This is a genomic window from Bradyrhizobium sp. cf659 (assembly GCF_900113725.1).
Lineage (GTDB): Bacteria > Pseudomonadota > Alphaproteobacteria > Rhizobiales > Xanthobacteraceae > Bradyrhizobium.
In genome coordinates this window covers 155,890-169,242 of record NZ_FOQJ01000004.1, presented here as the reverse complement: position 1 = coordinate 169,242, position 13,353 = coordinate 155,890, and the positions used below count along the sequence as shown (strand labels likewise).

General features: G+C 66.4%; 15 protein-coding genes and 1 other RNA gene. 9 read left to right on the top strand and 7 right to left on the bottom strand.

Annotation, left to right across the window (positions count from 1 at the left end):
* Positions 1-36: 36 nt before the first annotated feature.
* From BM118_RS19875 to ffs, 5 genes are all read right to left on the bottom strand, one after another.
* Positions 37-474, bottom strand: a complete 438-nt coding sequence (locus BM118_RS19875) for a hypothetical protein (RefSeq protein WP_092187188.1) — start codon at positions 472-474, stop codon at positions 37-39.
* Positions 475-504: 30 nt separating this feature from the next.
* Positions 505-1,107, bottom strand: a complete 603-nt coding sequence (gene recR, locus BM118_RS19870; protein WP_025032504.1) for a recombination mediator RecR — start codon at positions 1,105-1,107, stop codon at positions 505-507.
* 1 nt (position 1,108) lies between these two features.
* Entirely contained in the window at positions 1,109-1,429 is a 321-nt protein-coding gene (locus tag BM118_RS19865) for a YbaB/EbfC family nucleoid-associated protein (RefSeq protein ID WP_092187187.1), read from the bottom strand.
* A gap of 27 nt (positions 1,430-1,456) precedes the next feature.
* Positions 1,457-3,292 (bottom strand): DNA polymerase III subunit gamma/tau, encoded by a 1,836-nt coding sequence (locus tag BM118_RS19860; protein WP_092187186.1) that lies wholly within the window; start codon positions 3,290-3,292, stop codon positions 1,457-1,459.
* A gap of 94 nt (positions 3,293-3,386) precedes the next feature.
* Positions 3,387-3,483, bottom strand: an RNA gene (gene ffs, locus BM118_RS19855) — signal recognition particle sRNA small type.
* Positions 3,484-3,667: 184 nt separating this feature from the next.
* Between ffs and BM118_RS19850 the strand changes: the two genes are divergently transcribed.
* From BM118_RS19850 to BM118_RS19810, 9 genes are all read left to right on the top strand, one after another.
* Complete coding sequence (locus BM118_RS19850; RefSeq protein WP_092187185.1) at positions 3,668-4,522, top strand: transporter substrate-binding domain-containing protein; 855 nt, start codon at positions 3,668-3,670, stop codon at positions 4,520-4,522.
* Positions 4,523-4,647: 125 nt separating this feature from the next.
* The gene (locus BM118_RS19845; RefSeq protein ID WP_092187184.1) at positions 4,648-5,310 is read left to right on the top strand and encodes an amino acid ABC transporter permease; all 663 of its coding nucleotides are present in this window, start codon (positions 4,648-4,650) and stop codon (positions 5,308-5,310) included.
* A complete protein-coding gene (locus BM118_RS19840; protein WP_092187183.1) occupies positions 5,307-6,101 on the top strand; it encodes an amino acid ABC transporter ATP-binding protein in 795 nt (264 codons plus the stop codon). Before BM118_RS19845 ends, BM118_RS19840 begins: the two co-directional genes overlap by 4 nt.
* Complete coding sequence (locus tag BM118_RS19835; RefSeq protein WP_092187182.1) at positions 6,101-6,856, top strand: SDR family NAD(P)-dependent oxidoreductase; 756 nt, start codon at positions 6,101-6,103, stop codon at positions 6,854-6,856. The genes BM118_RS19840 and BM118_RS19835 overlap by 1 nt, the downstream gene beginning before the upstream one ends.
* Positions 6,853-7,980: a muconate cycloisomerase family protein gene (locus BM118_RS19830; protein WP_092187181.1), complete on the top strand. Its 1,128-nt coding sequence runs from the start codon at positions 6,853-6,855 to the stop codon at positions 7,978-7,980. Before BM118_RS19835 ends, BM118_RS19830 begins: the two co-directional genes overlap by 4 nt.
* A gap of 295 nt (positions 7,981-8,275) precedes the next feature.
* A complete protein-coding gene (locus tag BM118_RS19825; protein WP_092187180.1) occupies positions 8,276-8,695 on the top strand; it encodes an HIT domain-containing protein in 420 nt (139 codons plus the stop codon).
* Between the two features lie 11 nt (positions 8,696-8,706).
* On the top strand, positions 8,707-9,651 hold the full coding sequence (gene nudC, locus BM118_RS19820) for an NAD(+) diphosphatase (protein ID WP_092187179.1): 945 nt from the start codon (positions 8,707-8,709) through the stop codon (positions 9,649-9,651).
* A gap of 13 nt (positions 9,652-9,664) precedes the next feature.
* Positions 9,665-10,612 carry a sugar kinase gene (locus BM118_RS19815; RefSeq protein WP_177234474.1) on the top strand — a complete coding sequence of 316 codons (948 nt, stop codon included), beginning with the start codon at positions 9,665-9,667 and terminating at the stop codon, positions 10,610-10,612.
* Positions 10,613-10,679: 67 nt separating this feature from the next.
* Positions 10,680-11,189 carry an Lrp/AsnC family transcriptional regulator gene (locus tag BM118_RS19810; RefSeq protein ID WP_092187177.1) on the top strand — a complete coding sequence of 170 codons (510 nt, stop codon included), beginning with the start codon at positions 10,680-10,682 and terminating at the stop codon, positions 11,187-11,189.
* A gap of 4 nt (positions 11,190-11,193) precedes the next feature.
* Here the strand turns inward: BM118_RS19810 and BM118_RS19805 are convergent, their stop codons facing one another.
* Together BM118_RS19805 and BM118_RS19800 are read right to left on the bottom strand one after the other, a co-directional pair.
* Positions 11,194-12,543, bottom strand: coding sequence for a sensor histidine kinase (locus BM118_RS19805; protein ID WP_092187176.1), 1,350 nt, complete (start codon positions 12,541-12,543; stop codon positions 11,194-11,196).
* The gene (locus tag BM118_RS19800) at positions 12,543-13,265 is read right to left on the bottom strand and encodes a response regulator (RefSeq protein ID WP_092187175.1); all 723 of its coding nucleotides are present in this window, start codon (positions 13,263-13,265) and stop codon (positions 12,543-12,545) included. The genes BM118_RS19805 and BM118_RS19800 overlap by 1 nt, the downstream gene beginning before the upstream one ends.
* Positions 13,266-13,353 lie beyond the last annotated feature (88 nt).

Sequence of the window (13,353 nt, the reverse complement as noted above, 5' to 3'; positions counted from 1 at the left end):
GACACCGGAATTGTGGAGAAGGTGCCGCGCCGCCCCCTACTGCTTCTTGATGATGCTCCACTTCGTGACCACGGCTTCGCTCATCTGGCCGGGATCGCTGGCGCAGGCGACTTCGTCGACCTTGACCGAGATCTCCTTGCCGACGAACGATTTCAGCTGCGTCGCCTGCGCGTCGCTGGAGGTGACGAGCTGAAAGGTCTCGGGGCCGGTCTCGAGATTGCACAGCCCGTTCGGCGCCGGCAGACGGCGCGGCTCGGAGGTGATCTGGTACATCGCAATCCGCTTGCCGGCGTTCTTGACGTCGCGCACCTTCATCGCGTTCAGCTCGCCCGAAAGCACGTCGCCGGTGTTGATCGGCTTGCCGGGCTTGGACGGCGGCGGCGCCGCGTCGTCCTGCTGCGCGGCGATGGCCGGCGTCACCAGCAGCATCATCGTCGCGACCAAAGCCAATCGAGTGGCGAAAAGTTTCGTCATGTCGTCCGTTCCGTAGGGTCTGTAGGATAGCTAGAACAGGGTCCGCTGCCGCATCGCGGCCGATAGCGTACCTTCATCGAGATAATCAAGCTCGCCGCCGACCGGCACACCATGGGCGAGACGCGTTACTTTTACGTTGGCGTCCTGAAGCAGGTCGGTGATGTAGTGCGCCGTGGTCTGGCCGTCCACCGTCGCGTTCAGCGCCAGGATGATCTCGTGCACCTCGGCAGCATGCGCGCGGGCGACCAGCGCGTCGATGGTGAGGTCCTGCGGGCCGACGCCGTCGAGCGGCGACAATGTCGCACCCAGCACATGATAGCGCCCTTGAGTCGCATTGGCCCGCTCCAGCGCCCAGAGGTCGGCGACGTCGGCGACGACCACGATGATCGAAGGATCGCGCTTCGGATCGGTGCAGACGGTGCAGGGATTTTGCGTGTCGATGTTGCCGCAGGTCTTGCAGACCTGCACCTTGTCGAGCGCGACCTGGAGGGCCGAGGACAGCGGCATCATCAGCGCTTCACGCTTCTTGATCAGATGCAGCGCGGCGCGCCGCGCCGAGCGCGGACCGAGGCCCGGCAGCCGTGCGAGAAGCTGCACCAGCCGCTCGATTTCAGGACCTGCAACCGCGCCCATGTTACTGGCCGAACAGCCCCGGCGGCAGGCCGAGCCCGCCGGTGAGCGACTGCATCTTCTCCTGCACGGCGGCCTCCGCCTTGCGGCGGGCATCACCGAGCGCAGTCACGAGCAGGTCCTCGAGCACCTCGCGCTCTTCCGCCTTCATCAGCGAGGGATCGATCTTCACGCCCTTGACGTCCATCTTCGCGGTCATGCGCACCGCGACGAGGCCGCCGCCGGAGATGCCTTCGACCTCCACATTGCCGAGCGCGTCCTGCATCTCCTGCATCTTGGATTGCAGCTGCGCCGCCTGCTTCATCATGCCGAGAAAATCAGCCATAGGTCGGGTGTCCTTGGAAAGATAGGCTCAGAGATCGTCGTCGCCGTCGGAACCGTCGGGCGGATCGTCACTGCCATAGTCGGCGTTAATATTGGATTCCGGCGTCTCGGGGGCAAGCCTGCGGACCTCGACGACCTTCGATCCGGGGAAGCGCGACAGCACCTCCTGCACGCGCGGATCGGCCTCCGCGGTACGCGCATGCTCCTGCTTGGCGGCCTGGTTCACCGAACGCAATGTCGGCTGGCCCTGCTCGTTGGAGACGATCACGGTCCAGCGACGGCCGGTCCAGAGCTCGAACTTGCGCGCGAGCTCGGTGATCATGGTCTTGGAGGCGTTGGGCTCGAGCGCGACTTCCAGCCGGCCCTCCTCGAAACGGACGAGACGCATGTCGGCTTCGAGCGCCCCCTTGGTCAGGAGGTCGCGCTTCTGCCCGGCGACCGCAACGAGCTGGGTGAAGCTGGTGATGCGCAGCTGGGGCGCTGCGGCTTGCGGATCGGGCGCTGGAGCCGCCATCTGCGGCCGGGCGCCGCCGCCAAACGATGACGGCGACGAGGTCGGCGCGCGCATGGGCGCTGCCGAGGCAACAGGCGCCGCGGAAGCCACCGGCGCGGCCGGCGCACTGCGTGCCGCACTGCCGCCGCTCACGACCGGCGAGCCGCCGCCGTTCTGCTCCAGCATCCTGATCGCCTCGTCCGGCGTCGGCAGGTCGGCGACATAGGCGATGCGCACCAGCACCATCTCGGCGGCCGCGGCCGGCCGCGTTGCGGCCTGCACCTCGGTGATGCCCTTGAGCAGCATCTGCCACATCCGCGACAGCACGCGCATGGAGATTTTCGAGGCGAAATCCCGCGCGCGCACCCGCTCGGTCTCGCCATAGGCGACGTTGTCGGCGGTCGCCGGCACGATCTTCACGCGGGTGACGAAATTGACGAACTCGGCGAGGTCCGAGAGCACGACGATCGGATCGGCGCCGACGTCGTACTGGTCGCGGAACTCCTTGAAGGCGGCCGCAATATCGCCGCGCGCCAGCGAATCGAACAGGTCGATCACACGCGTCCGATCGGCCAGGCCCAGCATCTGCCTGACGGCATCGGCCTTCACCGTGCCTGCCGCATGCGCGATCGCCTGGTCGAGCAGCGACAGCGAATCGCGCACGGAGCCTTCCGCGGCGCGCGCGATGATGCCGAGCGCCTCGGGCTCGATCTCGACGCTTTCCTTCGCCGCGATGCTGGCAAGGTGCTTCATCAGCACGTCGGCCTCGACCCGGCGCAGGTCGAAGCGCTGGCAGCGCGACAGCACCGTGACGGGAACCTTGCGGATCTCCGTCGTGGCGAACACGAACTTGGCGTGCTCCGGCGGTTCCTCCAGCGTCTTCAGGAAGGCGTTGAACGCCGCCGTCGACAGCATGTGGACTTCGTCGATGATGTAGACCTTGTAGCGGGCGCTGGCCGGCGCGTAGCGCACGCTGTCGTTGATCTGGCGGACGTCGTCGACGCCGGTATGCGAGGCCGCGTCCATCTCCAGCACGTCCATGTGCCGGCTTTCCATGATCGCCTGGCAATGCACGCCGAGTGTCGGCATGTGGATGGTCGGGCCCTTCACCGAGCCGTCCGGCATCTCGTAGTTGAGTGCACGGGCCAGGATACGCGCAGTGGTGGTCTTGCCGACGCCGCGGACGCCGGTGAGGATCCAGGCCTGCGGGATGCGCCCGGTCTCGAACGCGTTGGAGACGGTGCGAACCACGGCCTCCTGGCCGATCAGATCGTCGAAAGAGGAGGGGCGGTATTTACGCGCCAGGACCCGGTAGGGCGTGCCAGCCTGGCCGGCGCTGTCAGGATTGGGAGGGGCGCCAGCGTCGGTCATCGGTCGATCCGCAATGAAATCTCTCTCGGCCGGCTCTTGCGGAAAGGAGCGCGCTGGCGGGAAGCCCGCCGGCGCAATTCGCTCGAAGAAACAGGTAGGAGACTGACGAGCGACCCGATCCGGACCTCGTTAGGGCTGCTTCCTTCCGGACCTGACCCGGTTGGCGAGTGGCTCGTCCACCGCCAATCTCCCGGTCCCTATTTGGGGCCAAAAGGTCGGGAAAGCAAGCGGGTATCGGCTTGAACAGGTTGGGTTTGCCCAGCATCCGGGCAATTCCCGGTCTGCCCAGCCGACAGGCTGTGCTTTCGCTGCCGGGACCACCTTGCTAAGAACGCTTGGCGGAACTCCATCCAACCAGAAAAGCGATTGATCCCAATGGTTACACGTCGTGATGTTGCATCGATTGTCGGACTTGGCGCCGTTGGCGCGATGGCCGCGGGCGCACTGGCGTCCCCGGCCGTGGCCCAGGCCGCCGATCCGAACGAATCGACCTTCGCCCGTATCCGCCGCTCCAAGAAGATGCGGATTGGCGCGGTCGCCGGCGGCGCGCCCTATTACATGAAGGATCTCGCCAGCGGGCAGTGGAAGGGCTTTTACATCGACATCGCCAAAGCGCTCGCCGACGACATGGAAGCCGAGCTCGAGATCACCGAGACCACCTGGGGCAATTCGGTGCTGGATCTCCAGTCCAACAAGATCGACATCTTCTTCGGCCTGAACCCGACCCCGAAGCGCGCGCTGGTGGTCGATTTCTCGGTGCCGGTCTTCAACAACGCCTTCGGCATCCTCTGCAAGAAGGACTTCAAGCCGAAGAGCTGGGCCGAGCTGAACTCGCCCGACGTCAAGATCGCGGTCGACCAGGGCTCCTCGCACGACCAGGTCGTCAGCCGCCTGACGCCGAAGGCGCAGATCTCGCGCCTGAAGACCGCGGACGACGCCACCGCCGCGCTCCAGACCGGCCGCGTCGATGCGCAGTGCCTGATCACCATGCTGTCGCTGACCGTGCTGAAGAAGAACCCCTCGCTCGGCCAGTTCGTGCTGCCGACGCCGATCTTCGCCACCACGTCGAACGCCGGCTTCCGCCGCGAGGCCGACAAGACCTGGCGCGACTACGTCAACACCTGGATCGACTTCAACAAGGGCCTCGGCTTCATCCGCAATGCGATCATCACCAACATGGAGCTGGTGGGCGTGACCGAGGCGGACATTCCGCCGGGCGTTTCGTTGTAAGCTCCCACTGTCATTCCGGGGCGATGCGAAGCGTCGAACTCGGAATCTCGAGATTCCGGGCTCGCCCTTCAGGCGCCCCGGAATGACGGTGTAAGCGGTTAGCCGCACGACGAGTAAACGCACGCATGTATCATTGGGACTTCGGCATCCTCTGGAGCTATCGCTGGCTCTTTCTCAACGGGCTCGGCGTCACCGTCGGCTTCACCGTGATCATCGTGGTGCTCGGCCTCGTCTTCGGCCTGTTCGGGGCGTTCGGCAGCCTGTCGCGCTTCAAGGCGGTGCGCCTCATCGCCCTCACCTTCATCGAGGCGTTCCGCTGCACGCCGATCCTGGTGCAGCTGATCTGGTTCTATTACGCACTGCCGATTCTCGCCGGCGTCGAGATGACGCCGATCACGGCCTCCGCGCTGGCGCTCTCGCTCTATGGCGGCTCGTTCTATTCGGAGATCATCCGCGGCGGCATCGTCTCGATCGACAAGGGCCAGTCCGAAGCGGGTGCCGCGCTCGGCATGACCCCTAGCCAGGCGATGCGGCGCATCGTGCTGCCGCAGGCGATCAAGCGCATGATCCCGGCGCTGATGAACCAGTCGATCATCCAGTTCAAGAACACCTCGCTGGTCTCGGTGCTGGCGGTGCCCGATCTGGTCTATCAAAGCCAGGTCGCCGCCCATGACAGCTACCGGCCGCTGGAAACCTACACCGCGGTTGCGGTCGCCTATGCCGCAATCCTGATTCCGCTCACCATCATCGTCCGGCGCGGCGAGAAGCGAATGGCGGTCAGCGAATGAACGACACTTCGAAGATCGAGATCCGCAGCCTACGCAAGAGCTTTGGCAGCAACGAGGTCCTGAAGAACATCAGTCTCGACGTCGCCAAGGGCGGCGTGGTGGCGCTGATCGGCCCGTCGGGCTCGGGCAAGTCCACCCTGCTCCGCTGCATCAATCTTCTGGTGACGCCTGATGGCGGCAGCGTTCGTGTCGGCGATACACGCTTCCAGTTCGGCGAAGGCGCAAAGCTGCCCGACGTGAAGACACTCGCAAGATTCCGCGCCACCACCGGCATGGTGTTCCAGCACTTCAACCTGTTCCCGCACATGACCACGCTCCAGAACGTGATGGAGGGACCGGTCACGGTGCGGCGCATGGCCAGGGCGGATGCCGAGAAGCTCGCGCGCGCGCAGCTTGCCAAGGTCGGCCTTGCGGAAAAGGCCGACCAGTATCCGGCGACGCTCTCGGGTGGACAGAAGCAGCGCGTCGCGATCGCCCGTGCGCTCGCGATGGAGCCGGACGTGATGCTGTTCGACGAGGCCACCTCGGCGCTCGACCCCGAGCTCGTCGGCGAGGTGCTCGCCGTCATGCAGCGGCTGGCCTCCGAGGGCATGACCATGGTGATCGTGACCCATGAGATAGCCTTCGCCCGCGAGGTCGCCGACCGCCTCATCTTCATGCGCGACGGAATCGTCGTCGAGGAAGGCCCGGCACGGCAGGTGATCGACAATCCGCAGGAAGCCGCGACACGCGCCTTCCTCAGCCATTTCCACCGCACCGGCGCATTGCCGCCGGCCAACGCAACATCGTGATGCCAAATATCGATCGTGCCTATCTCGTCACCGGTGCCGCCAGCGGCATCGGCCGCGCCACCGCAAGACTGCTCGCGGCGCCCGGCACCGCGCTGCTGCTGCACACGCGCTCCAACGCAGCCGGTCTCGATGCCACCGCGGCGGAAGCCGAAGCGCAAGGTGCCGTGGTCGCAAAGTGCCTCGGCGATCTCGCCGTGGAGGCCGCGGCCACTGACGCCGTCGCCACCGCGCAAGCCGCCTTCGGCCGGCTCGATGGATTGGTTCTCGTGGGCGGCCACGCCCGGCGCGGCAGCGCCATCGGTACGCCGGCGGATCAATTCCGCCAGGCGATGGACGAATCCGCGCTGGCCTTCACGCGTCTGGTCGACGCCGCGCTGCCGCTGCTGCGCACTGGGCGAGATGCGCGAATCGTTGCGGTGTCATCCTTCGTCGCGCATGCGATCCGCCCCGAATTCGCACCCTTTGCGGCAACGGCCGCGAGCCGCTCCGCGCTGGAAGCCTTGGTGCGGCTCACCGCAGTCGAGCTCGCAAAGGACGGCATCACCGTCAACGCGGTGGCGCCGGGCCTCATCGTCAAGGACAAGCCGAGCGAAAGCCGGCTGTCGCCCGAGCAGATCGCCGCGACCGAAGCGCTGATCCCGATGCGCCGCCGCGGGCGGCCGGAGGAAGTGGCCGAGATCATCGCCTTCCTGGCGTCGCCGAAAGCATCCTACGTCACCGGCCAGGTCTGGCACGTCAATGGAGGCCTGACATGACCGAAGCAACCATCACACGTCTCAGGCTGTTCCTGATCGAAAGCCCGATCAAGATGGCGCGCCTGCAAGGCGTCGGCAACGTCAAGGGCACGGTGAAGCGCGTACTGATCGAGCTCACCGCGAGCGACGGCGTGGTCGGCTGGGGCGAGGCGGCGCCGTGGGAGGTGTTCACGGGAACGCCGGAGGCGGCCTTCTCCGCGCTCGACATCTATCTGCGGCCGATCGTGCTCGGCAAACCGGTGCGCCGCATCCGCGCGCTGATGGCGGAGCTCGACCGCGCACTGGTCGGCCATGCCGAGGCCAAGGTCGCGATCGAGATGGCGCTGCTCGACATCGTCGGCAAATCGTCGGGGCTGTCGGTCGCCGACCTGCTCGGCGGCCGCGTGCGCGACACCATCCCCCTCTCCTTCTCGATCGCCGATCCGGACTTTTCCGCCGATCTCGAACGCATGCGGAAAATGGTTCCGGACGGCAATGTCATCTACAAGGTCAAGACCGGCGTGAAGCCGCATCGCGAGGATCTCGACCACCTCGAAGCGATCCGCAAAGAATTCGGCGACAAGGTCGATCTGCGTGTCGACTACAATCAGGCGCTGGCGCCGTTCGGCGCCATCAAGATCCTGCGCGATGTCGAGCAGTTCACGCCCACCTTCATCGAGCAGCCGGTGCCGCGCAAATATCTCGACGTGATGGCGCAACTGACCGCGGCGCTGGAAACGCCCGTGCTCGCCGACGAAAGCTGCTTCGACCGCCGCGACATGATGGAGGTGGTGCGCCGCGAGGCGGCCGATGCCGTCTCGATCAAGCTGATGAAGGCCGGCGGCCTGTTCGAGGCGCAGGCAATCATGGCGATCGCCGACATCGCCGGCCTGCCCGGCTATGGCGGCACGCTGTGGGAGGGCGGCATCGGCCTTGCCGCCGGCACGCAGCTGATCGCGGCCACGCCCGGCATCTCGCTCGGCTGCGAATTCTACATGCCGCATCATGTGCTGACCGAGGACGTGCTGGAAGAGCGCGTCGCCAACCGCGCCGGCCATGTCGTGGTGCCCGACGGCCCCGGCCTCGGCATTCGCGTCAGCGAAGCCTCGGTCCGCGCCAATGCGCGGGTGCTTGCCGAGGCGTAGGAAGGCGCCACAAATTCGCTGTCGTCCCGGCGAAGGCCGAGACCCATAGCCACAGGGAGATGTTTTGCGAAGATTGGTCGTTCGGGACTAGCACCAACCGCAATCGGTAGACCTCGCGGTATGGGTCCCGGCCCCCCGTGCGCAATTGCGCACTAGGCCGGGACGACAACAGAGCATGCGGCCCCTGCGGAGCCTCATCCTTCCCCAATCAAACTCCGTATCGTATGGTCGGGACAAATATTCAGGGGTTCCGCCCCGCCAAGCCCGACCCCACCGGGCCATCCGGAAAACCTTCATGCCCGAACCCGCCTGGTCGCTGCACTCCCGCCTGAAAGAGGACACTATCGACATCGGCGATCTGCCGTTGTCGAAGGTGCTGGTCATCAAGGACGCGCATTATCCCTGGCTGCTGCTGGTGCCACGGCGCCCCGATGCGGTCGAGATCATCGATCTCGACGAGGTGCAGCAGGCGCAGCTGATGACCGAGATCTCCCGCGTCTCGCGCGCGCTGAAGGAGATCACCAAATGCGACAAGCTCAACATCGCGGCGCTCGGCAACCTCGTGCCGCAGCTTCACGTCCACATCATTGCCCGCCGCACCGGTGACGCCGCCTGGCCGCGGCCGGTCTGGGGCGTGATGCAGCCCTTGGCGCACGACGCCACCGAGGTGCAGAATTTCATCAGCGCGCTTCGCCGAAAAATCTGGTTGGGTTGAAAGAACAAGAAATGTCAGCATTCGACGCATTTCCGCTGGGGCAGCCGGCCTTCGTCACCAACGTCCTCGACCGCGCCGCGCATCTGCGCCGCGACGACGAAAAGCTGTTCGCGCTGGAGCAGAAGCCGACCTCGCGCGCCTATGTCGTCCATCGCGACTCGCTGCTGGTGAAGCGCGAGGGCGAAAAGGTGCGCGCACTGCTGGGAATCGACGAGGCGCTGAAATGCGGTGCCAATCCCGGCACGATCTTCCTGGGGCTGCGCGACGGCGCCGCTGTGTTCGGCATGGGCCTGTCGCAAGCCGCCGCCGAGAAGCTGGTCGGCCGCGAGGACTACAGCCTCACCGAGCTGCGCGGCATGGCCATGCAGGGCGCGATCCGCCCCGACGAGCTCTCGGCGGTCGCGATGGCGAAGTCGATGGTGAGCTGGCACCAGCGCCACGGCTATTGCGCCAATTGCGGCACGCGCAGCGCGATGAAGGAAGGCGGCTGGAAGCGCGATTGCCCTGCCTGCAAGGCCGAGCATTTTCCGCGCACCGATCCGGTCGTGATCATGCTGGTCGCCTCGGGCGACAAATGCCTGCTCGGCCGCCAGAAGCAGTTTCCGCCGGGCATGTTTTCGTGCCTTGCCGGCTTCGTCGAGGCCGCCGAGACCATCGAGGATGCGGTGCGCCGCGAAATCCTCGAGGAGTCCGGGATCCGCTGCACCGATGTGCAGTATTACATGACGCAGCCGTGGCCCTACCCGTCGTCGCTGATGATCGGCTGCAGCGCGCGGGCGCTGAACGAGGATATCGTCGTCGACCACTCCGAGCTCGAGGATGCGCGCTGGTTCACGCGCGAGGAGGCGGCCCTGATGCTGACGCGGACGCATCCCGACGGGCTCGCCGGCCCGCATCCCTTCGCCATCGCCCATCATCTGCTCGGCCGCTGGGTGCACGACAAGAGCGGCGCTTGAGCTGAGGCCGGTGATGCCCGGGATCGCACCGCGCATCCTCTGCATCGGCATTCCCGTACGCGACCTGACCTTTCGCGTGGAGGCCGTGCCCGCGCGCGGCAGCAAGGCGAATGCCACGCATCTTGCCGAGATCTGCGGCGGCAACGCGCTCAATGCCGCGATCGCGATGGCACGGCTTGGCGGCCGCGTCGCGTTCGCGGGCCCCATGGGCGATCCGCGGGAGACGTCGAGCGGTTTCATTCTCGAACGGATGGCCCAGGAAGGCATCGACACCGGCCATATCGTGCGCATGCCTGATGTGACCACACCGGTCTCGGCGATCATGATCGAGCCCTCCGGCGAGCGGACACTCACGATCTATCGTGATCCCGGCCTGTGGAGCGTGGAGTTGCCGGGCACCGACGTCCTGCTCGCCGATTGTCGGGCGGTCCTCGTCGAAAGCCGCTGTGCGGCGTTCGCGACCTCCCTCTGCACCGAGGCGCGCCGGCGCGGCATCCCTGTCGTCGTCGGCGTCGACCGCGCGATGTCGTTGCAGGACGGCCTGCTCACGGCCGCCTCGCACCTGCTGTTCGCCAGTGAACAGGTGCAGGAGACGGCCGGTATCGCCGACGACGGCGAGGCATTGAGGCACCTGGCGAAGCTGACGCCGGCCTTCCTCGCCGCCACCCGCGGTCCCCTCGGGACGATCTGGCTGAACGAGACGGGCGAGTTGGAGCAGACGCCGGCCTTCCCGGTCCAGGCGGTCGATACGCTCGGCGCCGGCGACGTCTTCCATGGCGCCTTCACGCTTCGCCTCGCCGAGGGCGAGGGGGTGCGCGAGGCGCTGCGATTCGCCGCGGCCGCCGCGGCGCTGAAATGCACCCGCCACGGCGGTGGCATGGCCGCACCACAACGCATTGAAGTTGAACAGCTTTTGCACATATCGCCCGCGGCGGCGCCCAGCGGGCCGGCGCGATTATAGGCTTGCTGTGGAATGATTTTCTCTATATCAGGGAAATCTGCCCCTGAAATGGAACAAAGTTCTTCAAATGACTGACCTCGCTGTCCAGATCCCCGAGACCAGCCGCCGCCTCGACGCCATCGACCGCAAGATCCTGATGGTACTCCAGGAGGATGCCTCCCTGTCCGTCGCCGAGATCGGCGACCGTGTCGGCCTGTCCTCGACCCCCTGCTGGAAGCGCATCCAGCGGCTGGAAGCCGACGGCGTGATCCTGAAGCGGGTCGCCCTGGTCGACCAGAACAAGATCGGGCTCGGCATCTCCGTATTCGTCTCGGTGGAGAGTGCCGACCATTCCGACGCCTGGCTCAAGAAGTTCGCCGAAGCCGTCAGCGCCATGCCCGAGGTGATGGAGTTCTACCGGATGGCCGGCGACGTCGACTACATGCTGCGCGTCGTGGTCGCGGACATGCAGGCCTATGACGTGTTCTACAAGAAGCTGATCAGCGCCGTGCCGCTGAAGAACGTCACCTCGCGCTTCGCGATGGAGAAGATCAAGTCGGTCACCGCGCTGCCGATCCCGACGGTGGTGGCGGCCTGACGCTTCAGCCCGGTTGAAAGACCGGCAGGGTAACGTTGACGCGCGTGCCTCCGTTCGGGGCCGCGCCGATCTCGATCGTTCCGCCATTGGCCTCGACCAGGTTGCGGGCCACGGCGAGGCCAAGACCGGCACCGCCGGTCGTGCGATTGCGCGATTTCTCCAGGCGGTGGAACGGCTCCAGCACGGTCTGCCGCTGATCGGCGGGAATGCCGGGTCCCTCGTCCTCGACCGACACCAGCACAGCACCGTCCTTCAGGGACATCCGCACATGCGCTGCACGGCCGTAGGCAAGCGCATTGTCGATGATGTTGGCGAGGACCCGGCGCAAGGCGAGCCGGTCGCCGAGCACGACCGCCTTCCGCACATGTTCGTCCGTGACGAGATCGACCGGGGCGCCCTGAACGCGGCGGTCGTGCATCTCGACGGCGATCAGCGCAGCAAGCTCGACCATCTCCTGCGACAGGCCGCCGGCGCCCGCCCGCGTCGACAACAGCGCGTCGTCGAGCAGCCGGATCATGTCGTCGATATCGGCAACCGCCCGCTGCCGCTCGGCGTCGTCCGGGATCTGCTCGACGCGCAGCCGCAGCCGCGTCGCAAAAGTCCTGACATCGTGGGCAATGCCGCCGACCAGCGTCATGCGCGCGCGCAACATCTCCGCGAGCCGGCCCTGCAGGCGATTGAACGCGGCGATGACGGCGCGGATTTCCGGCGCGCTGCGCCGTGCGTCCGGCAGCGGCGGCGGATCGGTCGACAGGTCGACACGATCGACCGCCGCGGCGAGCCGCGCCAGCGGCCGCGTCTCGCGCTGCATGACGAGCAACGCCAGCAGCGCCACAATCGAGCCGAACAGGCCCGCGCCGAAGCCGACAGGCAGGCCGAACGGGGTGACCGGCAGGCGAGTATAGGCATCGATGACCAGCAGATCGCCGCTGCGCAGACCGATGCGGAATTCGACCGCGTTGGCCATCAGCCGTGCGATGCGGGGAAACAGCCGGTCGGCGCGATGTTCGGGCGGCGACACGATCTCCACGGAACGGCCCGCAAGGCCGGCCGCATAAGTCTCGCGCAATTGCTGCTGCTGGGACGGCGTCTCGCCGCCGACTGGCGCAGCCGAGGGCACGATCCGCACCATGAATTGCGGTGACGACACCGCGTCGAGGACGGCTTGCCGCGCATCGCCCGACGTGCGCTCGAGCAGCGTTGCCAGCACGTCGAGCCGCGCCGGCGAAGGCCGTGTCAGCTCGTTCTCTCGGAGGGTCGTCCGGTAGAAGATCGCCACGACCACAGTGGTCACTACGGTGAAGCCGACCAGTCCGATCAGAGCGAGCCGCGCGGCCAGTGTCACGCGCAGCATCACGACACCTGCTTGACGGTCGCGGTGAACAGATAGCCGCCGTTGCGCACCGTGGTGATCAGGTTGGAGCCGGGGCTCGCGCCATCGAGCTTCTTGCGCAGCCGCGAGATCAACATGTCCACGGTGCGATCGAACGGCTCTGCCGAGCGCCCGCGGGTCCAATCGAGGATCTGATCGCGCGTGAGCACCCGACGCGGCCGTTGCACGAAACAACCGAGCAGGTCGAATTCGGCACTGGTCAATTGCAGCTCCGGCGTCTCGGCCTCGATCGTGTCGACGCTGCGCGCATCGAGATCGACGACGAAGCGGTCGAACGCGAAGCGCCGGATCAGTGGCTTTGCCGCCGCCCCATTGGCGCGGCGCAGGATGGCGCGGACGCGCGCCAAGAGTTCGCGCGGCCCGAACGGCTTGGTGAGATAATCGTCCGCGCCCATCTCGAGGCCAACCACACGATCGATCTCGTCGCTCTTGGCGGTCAGCATCAGGATCGGGAGGGAATCGTCGGCGCGCAGCCGGCGGCAGATCGACAGGCCGTCCTCGCCCGGCAGCATCAGATCGAGGATGATGAGGTCGGGCCGCACGCGCTGGAGCATCGCGTCCATCGCCTTGCCGTCGCCGACGCAGGCGACCTCGAACCCCTCGCGCCGCATGAAGTCGGCGACGAGGCGGCTGATCTCGGGATCGTCCTCCACCATGAGAATCGTGGCCGGATGCGCATTCATCGCCGCATTTTTGGACGACGGTACGCGCCGCGCAAGGGTGCGAGCGCCGTTGTTACATACTGTTACCTGCGCCCAACAAAGCCACAAC

Bases quoted from the DNA above. Each gene is read 5' to 3' on its own strand.
- BM118_RS19875 (WP_092187188.1), bottom strand. From the start codon at position 474: ATGACGAAACTTTTCGCCACTCGATTGGCTTTGGTCGCGACGATGATG.
- recR (WP_025032504.1), bottom strand. From the start codon at position 1,107: ATGGGCGCGGTTGCAGGTCCTGAAATCGAGCGGCTGGTGCAGCTTCTC.
- BM118_RS19865 (WP_092187187.1), bottom strand. From the start codon at position 1,429: ATGGCTGATTTTCTCGGCATGATGAAGCAGGCGGCGCAGCTGCAATCC.
- BM118_RS19860 (WP_092187186.1), bottom strand. From the start codon at position 3,292: ATGACCGACGCTGGCGCCCCTCCCAATCCTGACAGCGCCGGCCAGGCT.
- BM118_RS19850 (WP_092187185.1), top strand. From the start codon at position 3,668: ATGGTTACACGTCGTGATGTTGCATCGATTGTCGGACTTGGCGCCGTT.
- BM118_RS19845 (WP_092187184.1), top strand. From the start codon at position 4,648: ATGTATCATTGGGACTTCGGCATCCTCTGGAGCTATCGCTGGCTCTTT.
- BM118_RS19840 (WP_092187183.1), top strand. From the start codon at position 5,307: ATGAACGACACTTCGAAGATCGAGATCCGCAGCCTACGCAAGAGCTTT.
- BM118_RS19835 (WP_092187182.1), top strand. From the start codon at position 6,101: ATGCCAAATATCGATCGTGCCTATCTCGTCACCGGTGCCGCCAGCGGC.
- BM118_RS19830 (WP_092187181.1), top strand. From the start codon at position 6,853: ATGACCGAAGCAACCATCACACGTCTCAGGCTGTTCCTGATCGAAAGC.
- BM118_RS19825 (WP_092187180.1), top strand. From the start codon at position 8,276: ATGCCCGAACCCGCCTGGTCGCTGCACTCCCGCCTGAAAGAGGACACT.
- nudC (WP_092187179.1), top strand. From the start codon at position 8,707: ATGTCAGCATTCGACGCATTTCCGCTGGGGCAGCCGGCCTTCGTCACC.
- BM118_RS19815 (WP_177234474.1), top strand. From the start codon at position 9,665: ATGCCCGGGATCGCACCGCGCATCCTCTGCATCGGCATTCCCGTACGC.
- BM118_RS19810 (WP_092187177.1), top strand. From the start codon at position 10,680: ATGACTGACCTCGCTGTCCAGATCCCCGAGACCAGCCGCCGCCTCGAC.
- BM118_RS19805 (WP_092187176.1), bottom strand. From the start codon at position 12,543: ATGCTGCGCGTGACACTGGCCGCGCGGCTCGCTCTGATCGGACTGGTC.
- BM118_RS19800 (WP_092187175.1), bottom strand. From the start codon at position 13,265: ATGAATGCGCATCCGGCCACGATTCTCATGGTGGAGGACGATCCCGAG.